Consider the following 22601-nt stretch of genomic DNA (forward strand, 5'->3'; position numbering starts at 1 on the left):
TGTAGCCGAAGGCTTTCCGGCAGTCTCAGTCCAGCATCGGGAAGCGGCCGGAGTGCAAGAGCCCCGCGATCGCGTCCATCTTCGCTTGCGGCGCGGCGTAATCCGGGTGGGCTCGCAGGACGGCCGCGGCGTCGTGTAGCCGGACCATCTGCTGCTCGGCCTGGACGACGGTGCGGCCGCCCGGAGTGATCGGATGGCGGGCGAAGTTCGGCTTGCGTGGGTCGACGCGGCCCAGTGCAACGGCCTTGTCCACCCGGCGTGAGCAGCGGCAGAACGCCTCGGGGTTGGCCAGTCCGCAGGTGGCGGTAAGGAAGTTGCCGAGGCGTTTCTTGGCGCGCTCCAACCGTTTTCGGTAGGCGGCCGGGGTGACGGCGAGGATCCAGGCGGCGTCGGTGGAGTTGAGTTCGAAGACGTCGCCGAGGACGAAGGCGATTCGCTCGTCGCGGGCCAGGCACTGCAGCATGGCCTGGCTGCAGTTGAGGCGGACCTCCTCGGTGAGCAGGGTCGCTTCCGGGCCGCGGTAGTCCGCTTCCGCAAGCCCGTCGGCCAAGCCGTCGCGATAGGCGTCCAGGCTCAGGTGGGCCGCCTCCTGCGGCGTCTGCCGTTTCAGGTTCAGCAAGTAGTTGACGCCGATCCGATACGCCCAGGTCAGCAGCTTCGCTTCGGCCCGCCAGGTGCCGAGATTGCCGAGCACGCGCAGCAGGATCTCCTGGGTCGCGTCCTCGGCCTCGGTGGGGCGCCACACCATCCGCAGCGCGAGCCGATACACCGGATCCTGCAGCAGGCGCACCACATCCGCGATCGCGTCGCGATCCCCCGCGACGGCGCGCCCGACCAGCTCCCGCTCCTCGGCCCTGACCAGCTCGCCCTCTTGCGCCTCCGTGCTCATTCAGCCATCTTTCGGCTGGTCGGCACTGCGGCGCAAGCCGGTTTGTCAGTAGTTCTTCAAGGTGAGGAATTCCGGGTCGGCCTCCGGCGGATTGGCGGCCATGGCGTCGAAGAACTCCTGCGGCGGCGGCTCGGCGAACTGCATGCCGACCACTTCGACGGCACCCGCCTGATTGGTTTTCACGTATTCGCGCAGCTGGCTTTCGTAGCTGGCGAACGCGGCTTCGTAATCGCCTGCGGCGGTGGCCAGTTCACCCGCCAGGATATAGGCGCCGACCAAGGCCTGCGAGGTGCCTCGGCCGGACAGCGGCGAAGCGCACGCACACGCGTCGCCGAGGAGCACCACCCGACCGGCCGACCAGGTGTCCATCTGGACCTGACTGATCGGGGTGAAGTACAGATCCGATGACGCCGCCAAATCCTTCAGCAGGCGCGGGATCACCCAACCGTCCCCGGCGAAGTGCGCCGCGATGATCCGCTTCTGTTCCTCGACGTCGCTCCGGTCGTAGTCGAGCGGGTCGGCACTGAAGTACAGCGACGCACGGGCCTCGGTGTTGTTCCTGGTGCTGAACACATTTGCTGTTCTGCCGCTGGCCAACTGACAGCCCTGGCCCGCGTAGTCGAGGTTCAGAAAGTTGTCGGTGGCGAAGATCGCGTTGTACAGGCCGAGGTAGTGGATGTAGTTCGCGTGGTCACCGAAGGCGATCGCGCGCACCTTCGAGTACAACCCGTCGGCCCCGACCACCAGGTCGAATCGGCGCGGCTCGCCTCGTTCGAAGCTGACCAGCACGCCGTCCGCGTCCTCGTCGATGGCGGTGATCGAGTTGTCGAACAGGTACTCCGTCTCCTCCTTGGTGTGGGCGTAGAGGATGTCGGTCAGGTCGCTCTTGAGCACCTCCAGCTCACCGGCGAAGATCGCCGCGGGCATCGTCACGACGTGCCTGCCGCCGGTGTCGACCACCTCGCTGTCGCCGATCGTGGTGCTGTACTCGCGGACCTCGTCCAGGATGCCCATCCGATCGAGCACCGTCATGGCCGCACCGCGGAAGTCGACCGCGTATCCGCCGGCGCGCGGTGCCGCCGCTCGCTCGATCACCGTCGCGGTGAAGCCGTATTTGCCCAGCCAGTACGCGAGCGCCGGGCCCGCCACTCCGGCACCGGAAATCAGGATGTTCTTGTTCGTCATGACGTTCCCACTTCTCTGCACATTGCGTTGATGAGATACAACGTACATGGTGCTCAATACGATGTACAGACCGTACTAGTAGAGATTGTGCTGGCGAAGTGTCTACTATTGGCCGCATGCGTACTAGTACAGCTGGCGCTGCGGACTCGACCCCGCCCTACCTGCGCATCGCCGGAGAGATCCAGGACCGGATCAGCTCCGGCGAGCTGCGGGCGGGCGATCGCGTGCCGTCGGCGCGCCAGATCACCAAGGAGTGGGGCGTCGCCATCGCTACGGCGACGAAGGTGCTCGCCGTGCTGCGTCAGGAGGGCGTGGTGCGGGCGGTGCCCGGCGTCGGCACCGTGGTGGACACCCCGCAGGCCACTCCCCCGCGCGAGCACGTCCGCGATACCGAACTGACCGCAGCGTTGGTGGTGCGCACGGGCATGACGATCGCCGATGCGGAGGGGATGGCTGCACTGTCGATGCGCCGCGTCGCCGCCGAGCTCGGCGTGCCGACGATGTCGCTGTATCGCCATGTGGGCAGCAAAGATCGGCTGGTGCTGCTGATGGCCGACGAGGCCTTCGGGGAAGCCGAACTGCCCGATCCGCCGCCCGCCGGTTGGCGCGAACGGCTGGAAGTCCTTGCGCGCCTGCAATGGGCGATGTACCACCGGCACCCGTGGGTGGTCGCGGCCCTGTGGGTGAACGACCCGGAGCCCGCGCCGAAGTTGCTGGCCCACACCGAATGGGCCGTGCACGCGTTCGGCGATCTCGGGCTCGATCCGGATGCCGCGCTCTACGCGCACGTCTCGTTGTACAGCTACGTGCGTGGCATCGCGGTGAACCTCGAACTGGCCACGGGGGCACGGCGGGCGGGCACACCGGTCGAACCGTGGGAGGTCCGCGAGCGCGAGTACGAGCACTTGCTGGCCAGCGGCCGGTATCCGACGCTCGCGAACTTGAACGAGCGCAACGACTTCGAGTTCGACATCGACAAGCTCTTCGACTTCGGCCTGCACCGTCTGCTGGACGGGTTCGCCGCCTTCGTCGCGCCGCGCGACTGATCGACGGCGGCGGGGCCGGTCGCGACCGGCCCCGCTGCAAGGCCGTTCAGGAGATGACGGCCGCCGCGTCGACGAGCGCGTGCCGCCGCAGCCAGCCCGCCACCGCCGCACCGATCTCGTCCGGCCGGTCCTCGGGCACGTGATGCCCGGCGGGTCCGATCGACTCGACCTCGACACTCGCGAAAGTCTTTGCAGCCCAATCGATCACCTCAGGCGATCCGAGCCCGACCCCATTCTCCAAGCCCATCACCAGCTTGGACACCTCGGGCGTCCGCGCTGCCCACTGCCCATAGTTCTCGACGATCGCCACCACATCCGCGGGCTCGCCGCCGAGCGGGAACTCGCGCGGCCACACCAGCATCGGCTTGCGCGACTCCGGCGTCGGGTAGGGCGCGCGGTAGACCTCATGGTCCTCGGGCGACAGGTTCGCCACACCCCTTGGCAGGTTGAATTCGATGAACATATTCTCCGCCAACACCATTCGTTCCCCTTCCGCGCTGCGGAACTTGCGGAACAGCTCGGCGCCGAGCGGCGGCATCTCGTCCCAGCTCATCGGCCGCAGGAAGGTCTCGATCAACGCGATGCCGCGCACCCGGCCCGGATGCCGCGCGGCCCAGTCCAGGCCGAGCGCGCCGCCCCAGTCGTGGCCGACGATGACCACCTGGTCCAGTTCCATGGCATCGAACCAGGCATCGAGGTAGCGGGCGTGATCGACGAGCCGGTACTCGATATCAGGCTTGCCGGACTCGCCCATGCCGATGAGGTCGGGTGCCAGCGCCCGGGTTTGGTCGGTGACGTGCGGAATCACATTGCGCCACAGGTACGAGGAGGTGGGATTGCCGTGCAGGAACACCACCGGCACCGAGCCGGTGCCCGCGTCGCGGTAGGAAATGAACGAGTCGAGAACGTCGACGGTAGCCATGAGCTGTCCTTCCAAAGGTCCGGCTTTGTTGCCTTCACCCGGTTTGGACACGGGATATCGCCGCACTGTGACCGCCGCGAAAGTGACGCTCATCACGGCTTTGACCGGCCGGAGGTCGCTCCGAGCCCACCGTTGCGATCCCGCAACTGACCGGCACATCCGTAAGCATCCAGTAGATATAGCTACCAGTCTGAAATGAACCTGAGAATACTGCCGAATCAGGGCGACCGACTTGCCAAGATCACACCCCGTTATCTACTGTTTCAATACGTAGCAACAAGCAAGGTCGGGACGGAGACAAGCGGTGCGAGAGCGAGAGGCGAATTCCCAGTCGTGGGTAGCACTCTCAGCTGACACCGAGCGAATCCCGATCTGCCCCTAGTCATCACGAGCGAGCTCGCCCGGCGCGGCTCGACACCTCGGGTCCTCCCTCATCGGCCCTGTGGTGTCGGCGGGTGCGGAATACGGACTGGACAACCATCCGCCCCACCGCGCGACCGTCGATCTCCCTCGTGATCAGCCACCCTCGAGTCGGCGCCGGCACGGCGACTCGAGGGTGGTTTCATGTATCAACCCCCCTTGCCTGTGCGGAACGTCATACCCCGCAATCACTTCCGCGACCTCGCCCTCCGGATACGTTGGCGCCCGATATAGTTCAGGGTGGTTGGCGTTAGGAAGCTCGATGAAGTTCACAGTTCAGCGGCTCGCTCTGATAGGGCTGGCCATCGCGACATTCATCGGACTGTCCTACTACTACGTGAACCGAGTCGAATCCCCCAGCGCGAACGCGGCGTGCGGCAACGGATCCGCGCTGGCCTGCGCCAATGCCCCGGCCAGCATGCCGAGCCACGACGCGCTCGCCATGCTCGACACCATCCGGGTGGCCGGCCGCGCCGCCAAAACTGGTTATACCCGTGAGCAATTCGGCACCGCCTGGACTGATGACGTGTCGGTCCCCGGTGGTCACAACAAGTGCGACACCCGCGACGACATTCTGCAGCGTGACATGACCGAGGTCACCTTCAAGGACAACAGCAAGTGCGTCGTCGCCACCGGCACCCTGAACGATCCGTACACCGGCAAGACCATCAAGTTCGTCCGCGGCCCGAAGACCTCCGACGACGTGCAGATCGACCACATCATCCCGCTGTCGGACGCCTGGCAGAAAGGCGCACAACAGCTTTCCGCCGCTCGTCGCCAGGATCTGGCCAACGATCCGCTGAACCTGCAGGCCGTCGACGGACCGACCAACCAGTCCAAGAGCGACTCCGACGCCGCCACCTGGCTGCCGCCGAACAAGGGCTACTGGTGCGCGTACCTGACCAGGCAGATTCAGGTCAAGGCGGCCTACCAGCTCTGGGTGACCCAGGCCGAGAAGGACGCCATGACACGGGAACTCACCGGCTGCCCCTAGTCAGGGCATCGTCACGACGACCTTGCCGAACGGGTTGTCGTCGCGGAAGTACCGGTACGCCGCCACTGCCTCATCGAGCGGGAAGACCCGATCGATGAGTGGCCGCATCCGATGGTCGCTGATCGTCCGGTTCATCGCCTCGAAGTCGGTGCGACTGCCGACGGCGATCCGGCGGATCGACGCGTACTGGGTACCGAACACCTCGGCGACCGACTCGGCCACCGGCGACTGCGCCGCGCCGATCATGGTGACCTGCGTGTTGTATCCGCCGGAGCGAACCGATTTCGACAAGGTCGGCAGCCCGACCGCGTCGACGACGTGCTCGACGCCGAGGCCGCCGGTCAGGTCCCGCACCGCCTGATCCCAGTCCGGCGTCTCGGTCGAGACGATCACCTCGTCCGCCCCGAGCTTGCGCAGGCCCTCGGCCTTGCCCGGGCTGGAGGTGATGGAAAAGACCCGCGCGCCCAGCATTTTCGCGTGCTGCACGGCGAACAGCGCGACCGTTCCACTACCCACCGTCAGCACCGTCTCGCCGGGCACGACCGGCACCGGCTTGGTAAGTGCTGCCCACGCAACGACTCCCGCGCAGGTCAGCGTCGCCGCCTCCACGTCGGTCAGGTGCGCGGGCACGTGCACCACCGAATCCTCTTCGATCACCGCGTAAGTGGCGAGCAGGCCGTTGAAGTTGGCGCCGTACTGCTCGGCCGCCATGGCCAGCCGCTGCGGGCCATCGATCCAGCGCACGAAGTAGCTCGCGGTGATCCGATCGCCGAGCGCGGCCCGGGTCACGTTCGCACCCAGGGCGATCACCTCGCCGACGCCGTCGGAGAGCGGGATGATGCCCGGGGTGGCGGGCAGCGGGTAGACGCCGTCCATCAGCATCAGGTCGCGGCGGTTGACCGAGGCCGCGCGGACCCGGATCACCACCTGATGCGGACCGGGCTCGGGAACATCTTGCGCCGCGATGGTCAGGCCGTCGAGGCCGCGCAGCGGATCCAGGTGGTAGGCAATGCCATTCATCGCACACCCACAATGAACTGGTGATCGGACAGGATCCGGCCCTCGTCATCGAGGCCGATCACTTCGAAGCCGCCACCGGCGACCGAACCGTCGGCCTTGGCCACCATCGTCCAGCTCACGCCGAGCAGCCCGGCGGGCAGCCGGATCGCCGCCTCCTCGACCGCGAATTCGTACTCACCCGACTCGATGAACATCTCGTAGGCCCGAGTCACCCTGCGATCCATCGCCGCATGGCCGCGGACCTCCAGCGCGGGCATCGGGAACTGCAGGCGCTCAGCCTCTTCCCGCATTTCCACCGGCGGATCCACCAGAGTCTGCGCACCGGTCGGCGCCCAGAGTTCACGGATCTGCTTGCTGCGGAGCGCCGCGTCGGACTCATTCCACTGCGCGGCGTACTGCTGGGCGAAGCGGGTTAGCTCGTTGTCGTTCAGTTGCTTGCTCATGGGACATAGTTTTGCGATCACGGCGATACCGCGCGATTCCCGCGAGGGAATCGCGCAATCACCGCGCAACTGCTTGCTCATACCCTCCGCGGAATCGCACTCCGGCCCAGGTCGGGCCAAAATGTGGACATGACAACGGCGATAGAAGCACCGGGGTTCGCCCGTGAGCTCAAGCACTGGCGGACCCTGCGCCGGGTCAGCCAGCTCGACCTCGCGATCCGCGCGGACACCACGCAGCGACATCTGAGTTTCCTGGAACAGGGGCGTTCGCGGCCGGGCCGCACCATGGTGGTGCGGCTCGCGGAATCGCTGGATCTGTCCCTGCGGGAGCGCAACGATCTGCTGCTGGCAGCGGGATACGCGCCCGCGTTTCCCGAATCCGATTTGGATGCACCGGAATTGGGCCCGGTGCGGGAAGCGCTGACGACGATTCTGGACGGTCACCTGCCCTATCCGGCGATCGTCGTGAAGCCGCGGGGTGTGCTGCTCGCCGCCAACGCGGCCTTCACGGTGCTGACCGAGGGTGCCGCGCCCGAGCTGCTGAAGTCGCCGGTCAACGTGTTGCGCCTCGCGCTGCATCCGGACGGGCTGGCCAAGCGGGTGGTGAACCTGCCCGAGTGGGGCAAGCACGTGACCGAGGCCCTGCGCGGGCGAATGTCCCGCAGCCCCGATCCGGCCTTGGCCGAGTTGATCGTCGAACTGGAAAGCTATCTCCCGCAAGCGGAACCGGGCCCGGACCACCTCGGTTTCGCGGTGCCGCTGCGGCTGCGTAGCGACGACGGCGAGCTGCGGCTGATCACCACGCTCACCTCGTTCGCCACGGCCACCGACATCACCCTGGCCGAGCTGCACCTGGAGGCGTTCCTGCCCGCCGACGAGCAGACGGCCGAGATCCTGCGCAAACGCGCGGCGCCGGGTTAGCAACCGGTCGAACGCCCGAAGTTCCGCATCAGCATCTGACGCACCACTTCTGATCTCCCGCACCGAATTTCGCATGCGATTTCCCGTGCGGGAAATCGGGAACGGTGCGGCGGCTACCAGGTTCGGGCGGCGGTGCGTAGGCGGGCGTGGACGAGGTCTACGTGCGGGCGGGTGTCCGGGCCGGGGCGGCGGACGAGGAAGCCGGTGTTGATCGGCGGGTCCGATGGGTCGAGCAGGGTGACCAGTGCGCCCGAATTCAGTTGGGCCGCACAGAGATAGCGCGGTAGGACGCTGATGCCCGCGCCTGCGGCGACCGCGGCGGCGACCGCGCGCAGGTCCGCGACGATGACGGCCGCTTCGCCGGTCAGCCGGATCCCGAAGACGTGTCGCCAATACCGGCGCAGGATCGGCAGATCCGGCGCGTAGCTGACGAGCGGCACCGTGGCCAGTGCGGCCGGGCCCTCGACGCCCAGTCGCGCGGTATCGATCCGTCCGGCCACGGCGGGCGCGGCGACCAGGACGAATTCCTCGTCCGTCAGCGCCTCTGCGATCACGGTGCGGCCCCGCGGCCGCACCGTGGACACCACCAGGTCGTAGTTCCCTGCGCGCAGTCCGGCCAGCAGATCCTCCGAGAGTCCGGCCGTCACGGTCAGCCGGACGCCCTGCGAGATAAGCGGAGCGAGGGCTGGGATTGCTTGCACCGCAAGCATTTCCGCAGGACCAGCCAGCCGGACCGGCGGCTGCGGCTCATCCTCGGTGGAAATGGATCGTCCGGCAACGGCACTCAACGCGTCCAGCGGTTCGGCGATCCGCGCGGCCAATTCGGCGGCCGCCGCGGTCGGCGCCACCCCGCGCGGCAGTCGCTCGAACAGCCGCTGCCCCACCCGCTTCTCCAGCGCCTGCAACTGCGCGGTCACCGTGGGCTGCGACAACCCGACCAGCCGCGCACCGCCGGTGATGGACCCCGCACGATGCACGGCCAGAAAAGTGCGCAACTGATTCAGATCGAGACTGCCATCAGAATCCCTATCGCTCACCAGTCGAGTCTATTGCCCCACCGATGCGCCCGCTGCCGTTCGAACCAGCCGCCCACACGCACGGTTGTCGATTTCCCGCACCGGGAATCGCAGGCGATTTCAAGTGCGGGAAATCAAGGAGCGTGCGGCGTTCACTTGGGGCGGACCGCGGCGAGGAGTTCCGGCCCCTGGGTGATCAGCCGGTTCTCCGCGAGGCGGGCGGCGAGGATCGCTGCGGCGATGCCGGTGCCGATGCCGACCGGGACCGCGAGCCATTCGATGGCCGTCAGCTCGGTGAAATGGCCGATCAGCAGGACGATCAGCACGGGAATCACCGCGGCCAGCTGACCGAACAGCACGGTGAACTGGAGCAGCACCTTCGCGCAGCCCGGGTTTCCCGAACCGGAGAACGGATTCCCGGTGCGCGGCGGGATCGGATAGGGCGCGAGCGCCGAGATGAGCACGGCCGCGCCGACGCCGACGCCGAGCGCGGCGGCGTACAGCGAGAGCACCCAGGGATACAGGCTCCACCGGCCGAGCGCACCCGGCAGGATCAGCGCGAGCAGCACCGTGGGCAGGCCGAGCACGATCAGCAGCGCGAGCAGGCGGCCACGCACGTCCGCGCGCACCGCGCCAGGAGTGACGAGGGTCTGCCAGACGGCGGTGCCGTCGTAGCCGTACATGTTGGCTCCGGCGAGCGCGGCGAACGAAGCCGCGGTGACCCCCGCGAACGGCACGGCACCGGTGCCGCTGCCCTGGAAGGCGGGGAACACCGGCATCAGGATGCCAACCACCAGCACCGGCAGCAGCGCGGCCCGGCGGCGACTGTCCCGCGACCACGTGCGCAGTTCCTTGATCAGCACGGCGCCGACCGGTCCGCGCTGGCGCACCCGGCCGAGCAGTCCGCTACCCGTGCTGCCCGCCACGGAGTTCATCGGCGCGGTCAGCCGACGGGCCAGCAGCACCGCCCAGGCCTGCCACAGCCCGAGCGAGACCACGATCAGACCGGCCAGCGGCAACACTGCGAGCAGCCAATTCTCTTGTGCCGCACCCTCTACCGCGACGGGCGCCCACCCGGAAGGAAGCCAGCGCACGGTCGAAGTCGCCCAGGGCGGTAGGTCGCGCAGCGCACTCACATGCGACATCAGCCAGCTCATCGGGTAGTACGCGACACCGAGCAGACCGGCGAACAACACGCCGATGTCTTTGCCCCGCCGCGACCGCATGGCGGCACCGACCCAGGCCAGCACCACCCTGGATAGCAGCACCACGAACACCAGGTGCAGCACGATCCCGACCACCGCGACCAGCGTTGCCGCCCAACCCAATTGGGCCGCGAGCACGACAAGACCGGCGAAGGCGATCAGGTTGATCACCGGCGCGGGCCCGGCGAACGCCGCGGCGAGCAACCCGCCGGCCAGCTGCCTGCTGCTGAGCGGCAGCAGCCGCAGATGCTCCGGTTGAATGGTCTCGTCGCTGCTGCCGATCAGCACCGGGCCGCACAGCCAGCCGAGGGTCCAGATCCCGAAAAATGTTGCGGCAACGGTGATCCCGGTCGTGACGTCACCGTCGTGCACGGCGAACCCGATCAGCGCCGCGGTGATGGCCGCGAAGACGGCGCCGATCAGGACACCCATCACGAAGCTGAAGCCCTGCCAGCCGTCGTTCAGCGCCCGCCTGGTGAGCAGCAGCCGCAGCCGGATCAGGATGCCAGCCACGACAACCCGTCCTCTCCGCCGACCCGGCCACCGACCAGCCGGACGAACGCCTCCTCCAGGGTGGTGCCGCCGCGCACCTCGTCCACCGTGCCCGCCGCGACCACGCGTCCGGCGGTGATCACCGCGACCCGGTCACACATGCTCTCCACCAGCGCCATCACGTGACTCGACAGCACCACCGCGCCACCGGCCGCGACGAAGCGCTGCAGGATGGTGCGAATCGTGCTGCCCGACACCGGATCCACCGCCTCGAACGGCTCGTCGAGCACCAGCAGTTTCGGCGCGTGCAGCAGCGCGGTCGCCAGGCCGATCTTCTTGCGCATGCCCGCCGAGTAATCGACCACCAAAGTCTTTTCGGCGCCGGTCAATTCGAAGACGCCGAGCAGTTCGTCGGCGCGCTCGGCGACGGTCTGTTCCGGCATACCGCGCAAAAGGCCGGTGTAGGTGAGCAATTCGCGGCCGGTGAGCCGTTCCGGCAGCGCGAGGCCGTCCGGCAGCACGCCGACCAGGGTCTTCGCCCGGATCGGATCGGCCCAGACGTCGGCGCCGAAGATCTCGGCGCGGCCGCCGTCCGGACGGAGCAGTCCGCAGGCCATCGACAGCGTCGTCGTCTTGCCCGCCCCGTTCGGGCCGACCAGGCCGAAGAAGGAGCCTGGCGGTACCGCCAGGCTCACGTTGTCGACGACCCACGGTCCGCCGAAGCGTTTACACAGGCCGGTCAGGTGCAGCGCGGGCTGATGGTCAGGTTGCATTGTTCCCCCGGAGTCCTTTCGGATCGATGTTCTCCAAGGGTACGGACCATCAGCCCGCGCGGTTCGAGCGAATCAGACGGTTACCGCGAGTTCTTTCTGCGCCGGGGCATCCCAGTCGATCCGGTAGCGCTGCTCGTGTCCCATGCTCTTCTCCACGTTCATCATCTTCATGAATGCCGGGGCCAGCAGCTTCATCATCGTGCGCCCCACCGGGCCGAGCGTCTTGCTGTGGTTGGTCTTCGCGGCGCGGGCCGCGACGGCTTCCACCCGGCTGCGCCGCAGCCGCTCATAGGCCTCGAACGCGGCCGTCGGCGTCGGCAGGTCGCGCAGGCAGCGGGCCACCTGGACGGCGCTCTCGATGGCCAATGACGCACCCTGACCGGAGCTGTTGGACGGCGCGTGCACCGAGTCGCCCACCAGCACCATGCGGCCGCGGAACCAGTGCGGCACCGGCGGCATGATGTGCAGCGCGCCGGACACCTCCAGGTCCGCTTCGGTGGTGCGCCTGGCGAATTCACCGCCGGGCGTGTCGTCGGCGTAGGTCTCGCGCAGGATGCCGAGCCAGTGCGCCTTCGGGATGGCCCGGGCGGCGGTGAGCGACAGGTACTCGTCGTGCGGCAGGTTGGCGCCCCACATCACCCGGCCAGGACCGTGCGCCCCGTACAGGTAGTAGGCCTGCTTGCCGAAGGCGAAGGTCATGGATTCGGGCTCGACGTCGCCGTCGTAGTCGATGATCGCGCCGAAGCCGAGCATGCCGGTGTAGTCGGGTCCCGGCGCGTTCGGATCGATCAGGTCGCGCACCGTCGAACGAATGCCGTCGGCCCCGATCAGCACATCGGCGGTGGCCGTGCTGCCGTCGGTGAACCGGGCGGTGATGCCCGACTCGTCCTCGACCACGTCGACCAGGCGCTTGTTGTACTCGAAGCCGACGCCGGCGGCGACCGCGTGGTTGTGCAGCACCTGGTGCAGTTCGCCGCGATCGACCAATTGCAGTGGCGGCATCCCTTCCAGTCCAGGCAGGAACATGCTCTTGCCGCCGATCGACATGCCCATCTTGGACACCGGCAGCGCGATATCGCGAACCGCGTCGCCTGCCCCGATGACGTCGAGGGCGGCAATGCCGTTGGGCGCGAGCGCGAGCCCGCTGCCGATGTTGTAGGACGCGCCGGGATAGGCCTCGTAGACCCGGGCGTCGATGCCTGCCTTCAGCAGGGCGGTGGCGGCGACCGGTCCGGCGATGCCGCCGCCGATGACCAGTGCGGTCTGTGTTTTGGACATGGGTGTCTCCAGGTTCGTGTGTTGCGGATTTTTCGAATCCCCGAACCAACCCGTGCAGTACGCACCCAGTTATCCTGTGGTTGCCAGCCTTGTAGCCGGGTGCGCGCATGCGGGCGCGGTTCGAGACTGTTCAATCGGGCTCGGCGGCGGTGTTGCCGCACCCCGCCGAGCCTGGTCTCGTGTCAGGACGGTTCCGGTTCGGCCAGCCCCCTTTCCACGTAGGCAATGACTTCCGCGGGTGGTATCGCGTCGGCGTGCACCTGCCGCCACCAGTCGACCTCGGGGAACGTGCCGTCCGCGATCTCGTCGCGGAACGAACGCGCCCAGGCCATTTCGGCTTCCAGCATGGCGAGGCCGAATTCGGATTCGACGATGAACAGTCGCGGCAGCTTCATGGCCAAGACCTTGTCGAGTTCCCGGCGCACACCGCCGATGATCTGGCTCAGCGCGTCGATGCGCTTGCTGAGCAACTCGATCACCTCGTCCGGCGGCAGCACCCCGAGTATCGACAGACCCGCGACGAACCGGTGTTGTTCCGGTTCCGGCACGGCGATCAATTCCTTGGTCCAGTCGGTGAGCTCGGCGCGTCCGGCCTCGGTGATCTGGTAGATCACCCGTTCCGGCCGCGCGCCGTCGCGCTCGCTGCCGACGATCTCCAGGAAGCCGGCCTTCTCCAGGCTCTGCACGACCGTGTAGAGCGAGCCCCACTTGATCGCCATGTCCTGTTCCTTGCCGCGGTCACGCAGCGTCTGCGCGATCTCGTAGCGGTGCTTCGGCCGGTCGACCATCGCCGAGAGCACCGCCAGAGCGAGCAGGTTGTTCACCTTGCGCTTCGTGGCCATCGCACCTCCTTACTCGTCTACGAATATACGTGCACGAGTATTCGTGAGGCAAGGGGGTTTCGTGGCGGGAGTGCGGGCGGATTTCAGGTGCGGGCGGGTTCGTGCTCGCCGGCCTCTTGTTCGAGCAGCTTGGCGGCGAGGTTGTCCAGGGCCTGGTCGAACAGCGCACGGTCGGCGGGGTCGTCGTTGTTCCAGTCGTCGAGCCTGCTGTCGAGCCAGCGGCGCCAGGCGGCCTTCACCCGATCCAGTTCGGCCTGGCCCTGATCGGTCAGCCGCAGTTCGCGGCCGTCGTCGACGAGGTAGCCCTTGTCGGCGACCCGGCGATAGATCGGCGCGAGCACGTCGTCGGGCAGCTTGTGCGCCCGCGCGACCGCGTCGAGCGTGGCCCCGCCCTCGACCCGATCACGCAGGTAGACCTGGCCGAGCGCCCAGGCCTCGCCGCGGCTGAGCGTGCTGCCCGCGTCCGCGAGGATGCGCGGACCGATCGGCCCCTCGGCGTGTTCCTTGCGCATCGTTCCGGCGATGGCCCGCTCCAGCTGCACCACCCGGTCCGCGGAGTCGGGCACCGAAAAGCCTTCGCCCACATCGCCCGCGCTGGTTCGGGCGCTGTCACGCAGCGGCACTTCTTTGAGGAACCAGGCGACCACGAAACCGACCAGCGCGACCGGGACCACCCAGACGAAGACGTGGTCGATGGTGTTGGCGTAGGCATCGATGATCGGCGCTGCCACCTCCTCCGGAACCTTTTGCAGCGCTTGCGGATTCGCTGCGACCTCCGGCGGCACCACCTTCACCTGGACCAGCGCGTCACGCAGATTCGGCCCGATCTCGTTGCTGTACAGCGTGCCGAAAATCGCTGTGCCGAAAGTACTTCCGAGGGTGCGGAAGAAGGTGACGCCGGACGTCGCGGTGCCGAGTTGCGCGTACGGCACGGTGTTCTGCACGACGATGGTGAGCACCTGCATGGTCAGGCCGATGCCCAGACCGAGCACCAGCATGTACAGCGACTCTTCCCAGATGCCGGTGTCGCGGCCCATGGTCGACATCAGATACAGCCCGAGCGCCATCACCAGCGTGCCGACGATCGGGAAGTACCGGTAGTGGCCGGTTTTGCCGACCACCTGGCCGGACAGGATCGAGGTGACCAGCAGCCCGGCCACCAGCGGTAGCGAGCGCACGCCGGACATGGTCGCCGAAACCCCGTCCACGTACTGCAGATACGCGGGCAGATAGGTGATCGAGCCGAGCATCGCGAAGCCGCAGATGAAGCTCAGGATCGAGCACACCGTGAACACTCTGCTGCGGAACAATCCCATCGGCAGCATGGGTTCCTCGGCCCGCAACTCCACCACCACGAACGCCGCGAACAACAGCACCGACGCCGCGAACAGCCCGAGGATCATCGTCGAGCCCCACGCGTATTCCTGGCCACCCCATTCCAATCCGAGGATGAGGGTGGAAACCGCAACGGCCACAAGGCCGATGCCCGCGTAGTCGATGATCGGCTTGATCACCGCGCGCACCCGCGGAATGGTGCGGGCCGACATCACGATCATGATGATCGCGATGGGCACGTTGACGTAGAAGCACCAGCGCCAGCTCGCATGGTCGGTGAACAGGCCGCCGAGCGTCGGGCCGATCACCGTGGTGACGCCGAAGACGGCACCGAGTGCGCCCTGATACTTACCGCGCTGGCGCAGCGGGATAGTGTCGGCGATAAGCGCCATCGCGGTGACCATCAGTCCGCCGCCGCCGAAGCCCTGAATGCCGCGGGCGATGATCAGCAGCGTCATCCCGTTGGCCAGGCCGGCGATCATCGAGCCGACGATGAAGATCAAGGCGCTGAGCTGGAAGATCAGCTTGCGGCCGAACAGATCGCCGAGCTTGCCCGCCAGTGCGGTCGCCACCGCCTCGGCAAGCAGATACGCCGTGACCACCCAGGCCATATGCCCGGCCTCGCCGAGATCGGCGACGATCGTCGGCAGCGCGGTGGACACGATCGTCTGATCGAGCGCCGCCAGCAACATGCCCAGCACAATCGTGGCGAACACAATGTTGATCTTCGCCCGGCTCATCGGCTCGGGTGCTTTCTCGGCGACAGCGACTGCACCGGTCATTGGGTGTTTGGCGCGGATACTCCTGTATTCGCGGGGGAGCGGAAGCGCCATCCTCCTTTCAAGGATTGGGTCGCGCGGATTTGTCGGTGGTGCCGGTTAGGTTGTCGGGTATGGAGGAAGTGGTCGGCTACAGCTACCGGCTGCGACCTGGTGTGCAGGCGGAGCGGGCCCTTGTCGCGGAATGGGATCGGTGCCGTTTTCTCTGGAATGAGGCTGTGCATCAACAAAAGTCGGGTGCCCGTCCGACCTTCGGCAGGCTGGGAAAGTTGCTGACCGAAGCGCGCGGGCGGACCGAGTGGTTGCGGGCTGGGTCGCAGGTCGCCCAGCAGCAAACGCTGCGTACTTATGCGCGGGCCCTCGAGGCTTCGTTCAAGGTGAAGGGGCGCGGTCGCCCGGCTTTCAAACCGCGGAAGAAGGCGCCGCCGTCGCTGGAATACACCGTGCGTGGGTTCAGGATCCGCGACAGCAGGCTGACCCTGCCCAAAGGGGTGAGCATCCCGGTCGTGTGGTCGCGGAAATTGCCGTCGGACCCGACCTCTGTCCGTATCACTCGAGACAGTTTGGGGCATTGGTACGCCTCGTTCGTCGTGCGGCGTCAGGTCGAACCCGTGCCCGTAGCTGAGGGCGGTATCGGTATCGACTGGGGTGTGCGTGTCACGGCTACGACCACTGATGCCGCATTCGATCTGCCGTTTCGGGGGTACCGGAAGCGGTGCGCGGCCGAACTGGCGAAAGCGCAACGCCGGATGGCGCGGCGGCACCGCAGCAAACATGGTCCGCAGTCTCGCGGTTACCAGCGGGCCGCGCGTGAGGCTGCGAAATTGCACAAGAAGGCCGCCCGACAAACCCGGCATGACTCGCGGATGTGGGCCAACCGCGTTGTCACCAACCATGGCTTGGTCGCGGTGGAGGATTTCCGGCCGAAGTTTCTGGCGAAGTCCACGATGGCCCGGAAGGCTGCGGATGCGGCGATCGGGGCGGCGAAGCGGGCATTGATCGAGTGTGGTGTGCGGGCTGGCCGGAGGGTGGTGTTGGTTCAGCCCGCCTATACGACGATGACGTGCAGTCACTGTTTCGCGAGAGCCAAGCGACTCGAACTGCGCGAGAGAACCTTCCAGTGTCTCGACTGCGGATACACCGCTAGTCGGGATCGGAACGCTGCCAGAGTGATTCTGGTTGTGGCAGAACGCGGCCACAACAGTGTCGAGGACATGAGACAAGCGGATCACCTCCCTCGTGCGGGTACTTCGGTTGCAGTCTGAGCTGTGAATCTCCCGCCGCTAGGTAGGGGAAGCGCTAAGGAAACAGTATGGTCTTCATCCGCCAGCCTGTCCGTCCAGCGACACGGCAGCAGCTCAGTGTCGCGAAGCGACTCGATGGGGGTGGTGGTCGGGCGACGGGTCGGCCGGCCGAGCAACCCTTCGAGCACCCTGGCGCGCGCCGGTTGCCGTAGCTTGGCCATGCCTTTCGCAGGGCTATCACCTCAGCTTGACGTTCGGTCAGCGCCGCGAGGGCTCGCGCGCATCGTCCGCGAGCGCGAACCGGGCGAGTCCGCCTTGACTGCTTTGCGGGCCGCTTACCTGACCGCGGCGGCCGGACAGGATCCGGTGGTCGGCTTCTCCGGTCCGGAGTTCGCCAAGCTCATCAGCGACAGTCCCGCCCTGGTCGCGCGGCTGCGCGAATTCCATGAGGAGCGCGAGCAGGCGCTCGCGGACACCCTCGCCACCGAAACCGGCGCGGCGGCAACGGATATCACGCCGCGGGTGGCGGCCGCTCAGTTAGGCGGAGTGCACCGGGTGCTGTTCGAGGAGACCATGCGCCGCACCTTGCACGGTCAGTCGAACGACGAAATCGCCACGGCCATCATCGAATACATCGGCACGGCGTTCGACGCGCTCGCCCCGTCGCTGGCCGGCTACGCCGTGCGCTGATCGGGCATCTCCAGCAGTGACAGCGCGATCGGCACCAGCAACTCCACCAGCTCACCGACCGAAGGGCGCGGATCGGCCAGCACCCACTCGTGCGCGAGGCCGTTGATCGCGCCGATGAGAGCGCTTGCGCCCCAGGCACTTCCGCCGCGAATGCGGGCGCCGGGCGCCACCGTCGGCAGCACGCTGGTCTCCAGCGTCGCGGCCCAGACGTGCCGCCGTTCGCGGCGATGCCGCTCCATCCGGTCGCTGACGCCGACCACCTCGATGAAGGCGACCTTGGCGCGATACGGGTCCGAGCCGATCGAGCCGAGGAAGGCCGAAACCGTCGCGGTCATCGCCGCGGTCATGTCGAAGCGCGGGTCGAGCTCGGCCAGTGCCGTGGCCAGCACGGCGGCCGCGTCGTCCTGGATCCGGTCGTAGGCGGCGACCAGCACGTCTTCCCTGGTCTGGAATTCCTCGTAGAACTGCCGCTTGGACAGCGAGGCAGCGGCGCAGACGTCGGCCAGCGAGCAGTTCGCGTAGCCGCGTTCGGCGAAGATCCGGGTCGCCACGTCCAGGAAGCGCAGGCGGCGTTCGGCCTTGCGTTCCGTGACGGCGCGTCCGCCGTACTGCCTGCCAACGATGGTCACGCCTTCCACCGTATCGGAGCGGCCGCCGCGACCATCGTGATCAGGCACGTCTGCGCCAGCTGCGGACGATCCCGCGTGCGCCGTGCGAGGCCCGAACCGAGCCGCGTCCTCCCGGCGGCGTTCCAGCAACCAATCGGCAGCAGACGCTCAGTGAACTCTGGGTTGGCAGAATGTGATCTGTAGCGAGGGCCTGGCAGTCGGCGCAGCGCGCTGTTGTTATCTCATACGACTGTGCTCTCTTGCGGCTGTGCGCTCGACCGAGTGACGGCGATCACCTCCGTCTGAGACACTCGACAGCAGATCGCGGGGAAACCCTTCCCCAGGAACTTACTCCAGAGTAAGGTTGATTCATGGCGTGGAAACCTTCTGAAATCCCGGATCAGACCGGACGCACCTTCGTGATCACCGGCGCGAACGGCGGGTTAGGCGCCGTGACGACCGAGGTCCTCGCGGCCAACGGCGCGACCGTCATCATGGCCTGCCGCAACGCGGCCAAGGCCAAGGCGGTCGCCGACGGCATCACCGGCGACGTCCGCGTCGCCGAGCTGGATCTATCCGACCTGGCCTCGGTCCGCAAGTTCGCGGACGAGCAGGCCGAGTTCGATGTGCTGATCAACAACGCCGGGCTGATGAACGTCCCGTTCTCGCGGACCAAGGACGGCTTCGAGACCCAGTGGGGCGTCGACCATCTCGCGCACTACGCGCTCACCGGCCTGCTGCTCGACCGCATCCGCGACCGGGTGGTGACGCTGGCCAGCATCGCGCACAAGCAGACCCCGAAGCTGTGGATCGACGATCTCAACTACGAGAACCGGCGCTACCAGCGCAATCTCGCCTACGCGCAGGCCAAGCTGTCGAACCTGATGTTCGCCAGGGAACTGCAGCGCAGGCTTGCCGAATCCGGTTCGAGCAAGCGGTCTTACGGCGTGCACCCCGGTGTCTCGGCCACCGATCTGTTCGCCAGGACCGAGACGCCGATCGACCGGATCATCAAGCCGTTCGTCGCGATCATCGGCCATCCGCCGAAGAAGGCCGCGCACTCGTCGCTGTTCGCCGCGACCATGCCCGACGCCGATCCGGAGGTCTACTGGGGTCCGCGCCGGTTCTTCCAGACCCAGGGTCCGGTGGAGTCGTCGCCGTCGAGCCGGCTGTCGAAGAACAAGGAACTCTGGAAGCGGCTCTGGGAGGAATCCGAGCGGCTGACCGGGGTCACCTACAAGTTCTGAACCGACCGACCCGCCCGCGCGCTGCGGGCGGGTCGTCGCGTGTCCGGCCGAGACCATGATCACGGCGGGATTCCGACCGTCGACCTGGTCCTACGGACCGTGTAGTAGACGGGTACCGTAGTAGCCGTGTCCGCTTCACCCCGCCGCTCGGCACACAATCGCCCGGCCCTCATCGCGCTGGTGATCGTCGCTGCGCTCGGCTGCCTTGCGCTGGCCTGGTGGCAGTGGGAGCGGTTCGAGTCGACCAGCGGCACCGGCCAGAATCTGGGCTACGCGCTGCAGTGGCCGCTGTTCGCGGCGTTCGCGGTGTTCGCCTATTTCCGGTTCGTCCGGCTGGAACGCGAGGCCGAGGAAGACGAAAACCCCGGCGAGAAGCCTAGGCGCGCTCCGAAAGCTGTTGCGCCGCGCGAGATTCCGGCGGGTCTGCTGCCGGAGCGGCCGAAGGCGGTGCGCGAGGAGGATCCCGCGCTCGCCGAATACAACAAGTATCTGGCCGCATTGCACGCCGAAGACATCGATCATCAGGTCCGCGAGGCGGGCCTGCAGGCCCGCGACACCGAGAGGAGCGCCGGTTGACCGCCAGCGAGAAGTCCACCGAGAGCACTGCGGCACCGGCCACCGAGGGCACCCCGGCTCGCGGGGTAAGCACCGCCAAGATCAAGTCAGCGCTGCTGCGCTACCGCACGCTGGCCTGGATTACCGGCCTCTGGCTGCTGCTGCTCACCGGCGAGATGATCGCCAAGTACGGCTTCGACGTGCACACCCCGAGCTGGATCGCGGTCGTGCACGGCTGGGTGTACTTCATCTACCTGCTGGTCACCGCCGACCTCGCGGTGAAGGTGCGCTGGCCGGTGCTGCGCACCGTCGGCACGCTGCTCGCGGGCACCATCCCGCTGCTGTCGTTCTTCGTCGAGCACGTGAACGCGAAGAAGGTCAAGCAGGACTTCGGCGTCTAGTCCGCCGACAGGCGACCCTCGCGCGAGCCGACATACCCGGATATAAAGCCGCACACCCAGCAGATCGGGTGTGCGGCTTTACGTTAGGAGCTCTGTTGGTCAGGCTTCAGCGAGCTCGGACAACGTGGGGAGCAGCTGAGTGAGCGCTCGACCACGGTGCGAGACCGCATCCTTCTCGGCGGGGGTCAGCTGGGCGGCGGAGGTGTCGCCGCCCTCGGGGATGAACAGCGGGTCGTAGCCGAAGCCGCCGTCGCCCAAGGGTTTCCGGCCGACCGTGCCCGGCCATTCGCCGCGCACCACGATTTCCGCGCCGTCGGGCACGACCAACGCGCAGGTCGAGACGAACCGGGCCCCGCGCCGCTCGTCCGGCACGTCGCCGAGCTGGGCGAGCAACAGCGCGTTGTTGGCCGCGTCGTCGCCGTGCCGACCGGACCAGCGGGCCGAGAGCACGCCGGGCATCCCGTTGAGCGCGTCCACCTCGATGCCGGAATCGTCTGCGACACAGGCCAATCCGGTGGCGACGGCACCGTCCCGAGCCTTGGCGAGCGCGTTCTCCTCGAACGTCGCGCCGGTCTCCGGCGCCTCGTCGTAGGCGGGCACGTCGTCCAGCCCGACGATCTCGATCCCCGCGATGCCCGCCTCGGCGAGGATGCGCCGCAGTTCGTTCAGCTTCTTGGCATTGCGGCTGGCCACCAGCACCCGGCGCGCCATCGGCTACTTCTTCTTCGACTCGGACGGCTCCGGCAGCACGCCGGGATACGGCAGCGCCAAGGCTTCCTTCTGAATGGCGAAGATCTGCTCGCAGCCGACCAGGGCGGAGTCGAGCATCTTGTCCAGCGTGGAGCGCGGGAAGGTGGCGCCCTCGCCGGTGCCCTGGATCTCGACCAGGGTGCCGGTATCGGTGGCGACCACGTTCATGTCGACCTCGGCGCGCGAATCCTCTTCGTAGGGCAGGTCGAGGCGCACCCGGCCGTCGACGACGCCGACGCTCACCGCGGCGATCGCGCAGGAGATCGGCTGCGGGTCGGCCAGCACGCCCTTGGCGGCCAGGTAGGTGATCGCGTCGACGAGCGCGACATACGCGCCGGTGATGGCGGCGGTCCTGGTGCCGCCGTCGGCCTGCAGCACGTCGCAGTCGATCGCGATGGTGTTCTCGCCGATGGCGGCCAGGTCGATGCAGGCGCGCAGCGAGCGGCCGATCAGGCGGCTGATCTCCTGGGTGCGGCCGCCGACCTTGCCCTTCACCGACTCGCGTCCGCTGCGGGTGTGCGTCGCGGCGGGCAGCATCGCGTATTCGGCGGTGACCCAACCCAGTCCGGAGTCGCGGCGCCACGGCGGCACGCCCTCGGTCACGCTCGCGGTGCACATCACCCGCGTCTGACCGAACTCGACCAGCACCGAACCGGCTGGATGCGTGGTGAATCCACGGGTGATTTTTACCTCGCGGAGTTCGTCGTCCGCCCTGCCATCGGCTCGTCTAGACACGGGCACAGCCTAGGGGATGGCAGTGGGCGAACAGGCAACCGGTCAGAGGTCGAAGGTCTCGCCCGGTGCGACGGCGTGCACGGGTCCGGCGAACTGGGCCTTGGCCTCGGCGATGACGTCCTCGCGGGAGGTCCACGGCGGGATGTGGGTGAGCAGGAGTTCCTTGACGCCCGCCTGTGCGGCGATCTGGCCTGCCTCGGTGCCCGAAAGATGAATGCCGGGTGGGCGATTCGCGGGATCGTGGGTCCAGGACGCCTCGGCCATCAGGATGTCGGCGCCCTTGGCGAGTTCATGGACCGAGTCGCACATCGCGGTGTCACCGGTGTAGACGAAGGTGCGTCCGGCGGCGGTGACGATCCGCAGACCGTAGGACTCCGGCGGGTGGAACATCCGGCGCGCCGACACGGTGTGTCCGGGCCCGAATTCGATCTCCTCGCCGACGGTCCACGGCCGGTGGTCGATCACGTCGGACCAGTCGTCGCATTCGCCGCCGACCTCGGCCGAGGCGTTGCCGATGCGCAGCGCGCTGTCCGACGGGCCGCGCACGATGGCCCGGCCGACCGGCGGGGTCGGGTGGTAGCGCCGCCAGACCAGCAGGCCGGGCAGATCGAGGCAGTGGTCGGCATGCAGGTGGGTGAGGAAGATGTCGACCTCACCGGGGTCGGCGTAGCGCTGCAGCGCGCCGAGTACGCCGGGCCCGAAATCGATCACCACGGGCGTCATATCCGGCCCGGTCAGCAGATAGCCCGACGCTGGGGAGTCCGGGCCGGACACGCTGCCCGAGCACCCGAGGACGGTGAGGCGCATTCCC

23 protein-coding genes are annotated in these 22601 nt (G+C 67.5%); 8 read left to right on the forward strand and 15 right to left on the reverse strand.

Features of this window, described 5'->3' with window-relative positions:
• Positions 1–25: 25 nt before the first annotated feature.
• Both ACIBK2_RS42775 and ACIBK2_RS42780 read right to left on the reverse strand, forming a co-directional pair.
• Entirely contained in the window at positions 26–889 is an 864-nt protein-coding gene (locus ACIBK2_RS42775; protein WP_396976451.1) for an RNA polymerase sigma factor, read from the reverse strand.
• Positions 890–934: 45 nt separating this feature from the next.
• Positions 935–2074: an FAD-dependent monooxygenase gene (locus ACIBK2_RS42780; RefSeq protein WP_396976453.1), complete on the reverse strand. Its 1140-nt coding sequence runs from the start codon at positions 2072–2074 to the stop codon at positions 935–937.
• A gap of 116 nt (positions 2075–2190) precedes the next feature.
• Between ACIBK2_RS42780 and ACIBK2_RS42785 the strand changes: the two genes are divergently transcribed.
• On the forward strand, positions 2191–3120 hold the full coding sequence (locus ACIBK2_RS42785) for a TetR/AcrR family transcriptional regulator C-terminal domain-containing protein (RefSeq protein WP_396976455.1): 930 nt from the start codon (positions 2191–2193) through the stop codon (positions 3118–3120).
• A 46-nt stretch (positions 3121–3166) separates the two neighbouring features.
• Here the strand turns inward: ACIBK2_RS42785 and ACIBK2_RS42790 are convergent, their stop codons facing one another.
• Entirely contained in the window at positions 3167–4042 is an 876-nt protein-coding gene (locus ACIBK2_RS42790) for a haloalkane dehalogenase (protein ID WP_396976457.1), read from the reverse strand.
• 682 nt (positions 4043–4724) lie between these two features.
• Here ACIBK2_RS42790 and ACIBK2_RS42795 point away from each other — a divergent pair.
• Complete coding sequence (locus tag ACIBK2_RS42795; protein ID WP_396976459.1) at positions 4725–5456, forward strand: HNH endonuclease family protein; 732 nt, start codon at positions 4725–4727, stop codon at positions 5454–5456.
• Here the strand turns inward: ACIBK2_RS42795 and ACIBK2_RS42800 are convergent, their stop codons facing one another.
• Entirely contained in the window at positions 5457–6476 is a 1020-nt protein-coding gene (locus ACIBK2_RS42800; RefSeq protein WP_396976461.1) for an NAD(P)-dependent alcohol dehydrogenase, read from the reverse strand.
• Positions 6473–6919 (reverse strand): hypothetical protein, encoded by a 447-nt coding sequence (locus tag ACIBK2_RS42805; protein WP_396976463.1) that lies wholly within the window; start codon positions 6917–6919, stop codon positions 6473–6475. The genes ACIBK2_RS42800 and ACIBK2_RS42805 overlap by 4 nt, the downstream gene beginning before the upstream one ends.
• 129 nt (positions 6920–7048) lie before the next feature.
• On the opposite strand from ACIBK2_RS42805, the gene ACIBK2_RS42810 reads away from it, so the two are divergent.
• Complete coding sequence (locus ACIBK2_RS42810) at positions 7049–7840, forward strand: helix-turn-helix domain-containing protein (RefSeq protein ID WP_396976465.1); 792 nt, start codon at positions 7049–7051, stop codon at positions 7838–7840.
• Positions 7841–7953: 113 nt separating this feature from the next.
• Here the strand turns inward: ACIBK2_RS42810 and ACIBK2_RS42815 are convergent, their stop codons facing one another.
• The 6 genes from ACIBK2_RS42815 to ACIBK2_RS42840 all read right to left on the reverse strand — a co-directional run bounded on the left by ACIBK2_RS42815 (position 7954) and on the right by ACIBK2_RS42840 (position 15563).
• Positions 7954–8877 carry a LysR family transcriptional regulator gene (locus ACIBK2_RS42815; protein ID WP_396976467.1) on the reverse strand — a complete coding sequence of 308 codons (924 nt, stop codon included), beginning with the start codon at positions 8875–8877 and terminating at the stop codon, positions 7954–7956.
• A gap of 131 nt (positions 8878–9008) precedes the next feature.
• Positions 9009–10574, reverse strand: coding sequence for a hypothetical protein (locus ACIBK2_RS42820; RefSeq protein ID WP_396976469.1), 1566 nt, complete (start codon positions 10572–10574; stop codon positions 9009–9011).
• Entirely contained in the window at positions 10559–11326 is a 768-nt protein-coding gene (locus ACIBK2_RS42825) for an ABC transporter ATP-binding protein (protein ID WP_396976471.1), read from the reverse strand. Before ACIBK2_RS42825 ends, ACIBK2_RS42820 begins: the two co-directional genes overlap by 16 nt.
• Positions 11327–11398: 72 nt before the next feature.
• Positions 11399–12604, reverse strand: coding sequence for an FAD-dependent oxidoreductase (locus tag ACIBK2_RS42830; RefSeq protein WP_396976473.1), 1206 nt, complete (start codon positions 12602–12604; stop codon positions 11399–11401).
• Between the two features lie 182 nt (positions 12605–12786).
• Positions 12787–13446 carry a PadR family transcriptional regulator gene (locus ACIBK2_RS42835; protein ID WP_396976475.1) on the reverse strand — a complete coding sequence of 220 codons (660 nt, stop codon included), beginning with the start codon at positions 13444–13446 and terminating at the stop codon, positions 12787–12789.
• A gap of 83 nt (positions 13447–13529) precedes the next feature.
• Positions 13530–15563 carry a DHA2 family efflux MFS transporter permease subunit gene (locus ACIBK2_RS42840; RefSeq protein WP_396976477.1) on the reverse strand — a complete coding sequence of 678 codons (2034 nt, stop codon included), beginning with the start codon at positions 15561–15563 and terminating at the stop codon, positions 13530–13532.
• Between the two features lie 110 nt (positions 15564–15673).
• On the opposite strand from ACIBK2_RS42840, the gene ACIBK2_RS42845 reads away from it, so the two are divergent.
• Both ACIBK2_RS42845 and ACIBK2_RS42850 read left to right on the forward strand, forming a co-directional pair.
• Positions 15674–16825, forward strand: coding sequence for an RNA-guided endonuclease InsQ/TnpB family protein (locus ACIBK2_RS42845; RefSeq protein ID WP_396976479.1), 1152 nt, complete (start codon positions 15674–15676; stop codon positions 16823–16825).
• Between the two features lie 294 nt (positions 16826–17119).
• Positions 17120–17494, forward strand: coding sequence for a hypothetical protein (locus tag ACIBK2_RS42850; protein ID WP_396976481.1), 375 nt, complete (start codon positions 17120–17122; stop codon positions 17492–17494).
• On the opposite strand, the gene ACIBK2_RS42855 is transcribed toward ACIBK2_RS42850, so the two are convergent.
• Positions 17479–18123, reverse strand: a complete 645-nt coding sequence (locus ACIBK2_RS42855) for a TetR/AcrR family transcriptional regulator (protein ID WP_396976483.1) — start codon at positions 18121–18123, stop codon at positions 17479–17481. The two genes, ACIBK2_RS42850 and ACIBK2_RS42855, sit on opposite strands and share 16 nt — an antisense overlap.
• 350 nt (positions 18124–18473) lie before the next feature.
• Here ACIBK2_RS42855 and ACIBK2_RS42860 point away from each other — a divergent pair, with 350 nt between their 5' ends.
• From ACIBK2_RS42860 to ACIBK2_RS42870, 3 genes are all read left to right on the forward strand, one after another.
• Positions 18474–19349, forward strand: a complete 876-nt coding sequence (locus ACIBK2_RS42860) for an oxidoreductase (RefSeq protein ID WP_396976485.1) — start codon at positions 18474–18476, stop codon at positions 19347–19349.
• A gap of 126 nt (positions 19350–19475) precedes the next feature.
• On the forward strand, positions 19476–19925 hold the full coding sequence (locus tag ACIBK2_RS42865; RefSeq protein ID WP_396976487.1) for a transcriptional regulator: 450 nt from the start codon (positions 19476–19478) through the stop codon (positions 19923–19925).
• Positions 19922–20305, forward strand: a complete 384-nt coding sequence (locus ACIBK2_RS42870; RefSeq protein ID WP_396976489.1) for a DUF3817 domain-containing protein — start codon at positions 19922–19924, stop codon at positions 20303–20305. Before ACIBK2_RS42865 ends, ACIBK2_RS42870 begins: the two co-directional genes overlap by 4 nt.
• Before the next feature lie 99 nt (positions 20306–20404).
• Here ACIBK2_RS42870 and rdgB read toward each other — a convergent pair whose 3' ends face one another.
• From rdgB to ACIBK2_RS42885, 3 genes are read right to left on the reverse strand one after another with little or no spacing between them, the layout of a single operon-like run.
• Positions 20405–21016: an RdgB/HAM1 family non-canonical purine NTP pyrophosphatase gene (rdgB, locus tag ACIBK2_RS42875; protein ID WP_396976491.1), complete on the reverse strand. Its 612-nt coding sequence runs from the start codon at positions 21014–21016 to the stop codon at positions 20405–20407.
• A gap of 3 nt (positions 21017–21019) precedes the next feature.
• Positions 21020–21790: a ribonuclease PH gene (rph, locus tag ACIBK2_RS42880; protein ID WP_357390625.1), complete on the reverse strand. Its 771-nt coding sequence runs from the start codon at positions 21788–21790 to the stop codon at positions 21020–21022.
• 42 nt (positions 21791–21832) lie between these two features.
• Complete coding sequence (locus ACIBK2_RS42885; RefSeq protein WP_396976494.1) at positions 21833–22597, reverse strand: cyclic nucleotide-degrading phosphodiesterase; 765 nt, start codon at positions 22595–22597, stop codon at positions 21833–21835.
• Positions 22598–22601: the final 4 nt, after the last annotated feature.

Source organism: Nocardia sp. NPDC050175 (assembly GCF_044459885.1).
Lineage (GTDB): Bacteria > Actinomycetota > Actinomycetes > Mycobacteriales > Mycobacteriaceae > Nocardia.

Bases quoted from the DNA above. Each gene is read 5' to 3' on its own strand.
- ACIBK2_RS42800 (WP_396976461.1), bottom strand. From the start codon at position 6,476: ATGAATGGCATTGCCTACCACCTGGATCCGCTGCGCGGCCTCGACGGC.
- ACIBK2_RS42775 (WP_396976451.1), bottom strand. From the start codon at position 889: ATGAGCACGGAGGCGCAAGAGGGCGAGCTGGTCAGGGCCGAGGAGCGG.
- ACIBK2_RS42810 (WP_396976465.1), top strand. From the start codon at position 7,049: ATGACAACGGCGATAGAAGCACCGGGGTTCGCCCGTGAGCTCAAGCAC.
- ACIBK2_RS42795 (WP_396976459.1), top strand. From the start codon at position 4,725: ATGAAGTTCACAGTTCAGCGGCTCGCTCTGATAGGGCTGGCCATCGCG.
- ACIBK2_RS42860 (WP_396976485.1), top strand. From the start codon at position 18,474: ATGGCGTGGAAACCTTCTGAAATCCCGGATCAGACCGGACGCACCTTC.
- rdgB (WP_396976491.1), bottom strand. From the start codon at position 21,016: ATGGCGCGCCGGGTGCTGGTGGCCAGCCGCAATGCCAAGAAGCTGAAC.
- ACIBK2_RS42885 (WP_396976494.1), bottom strand. From the start codon at position 22,597: ATGCGCCTCACCGTCCTCGGGTGCTCGGGCAGCGTGTCCGGCCCGGAC.
- ACIBK2_RS42780 (WP_396976453.1), bottom strand. From the start codon at position 2,074: ATGACGAACAAGAACATCCTGATTTCCGGTGCCGGAGTGGCGGGCCCG.
- ACIBK2_RS42785 (WP_396976455.1), top strand. From the start codon at position 2,191: ATGCGTACTAGTACAGCTGGCGCTGCGGACTCGACCCCGCCCTACCTG.
- ACIBK2_RS42830 (WP_396976473.1), bottom strand. From the start codon at position 12,604: ATGTCCAAAACACAGACCGCACTGGTCATCGGCGGCGGCATCGCCGGA.
- ACIBK2_RS42845 (WP_396976479.1), top strand. From the start codon at position 15,674: ATGGAGGAAGTGGTCGGCTACAGCTACCGGCTGCGACCTGGTGTGCAG.
- ACIBK2_RS42835 (WP_396976475.1), bottom strand. From the start codon at position 13,446: ATGGCCACGAAGCGCAAGGTGAACAACCTGCTCGCTCTGGCGGTGCTC.
- ACIBK2_RS42840 (WP_396976477.1), bottom strand. From the start codon at position 15,563: ATGACCGGTGCAGTCGCTGTCGCCGAGAAAGCACCCGAGCCGATGAGC.
- ACIBK2_RS42790 (WP_396976457.1), bottom strand. From the start codon at position 4,042: ATGGCTACCGTCGACGTTCTCGACTCGTTCATTTCCTACCGCGACGCG.
- ACIBK2_RS42805 (WP_396976463.1), bottom strand. From the start codon at position 6,919: ATGAGCAAGCAACTGAACGACAACGAGCTAACCCGCTTCGCCCAGCAG.
- ACIBK2_RS42825 (WP_396976471.1), bottom strand. From the start codon at position 11,326: ATGCAACCTGACCATCAGCCCGCGCTGCACCTGACCGGCCTGTGTAAA.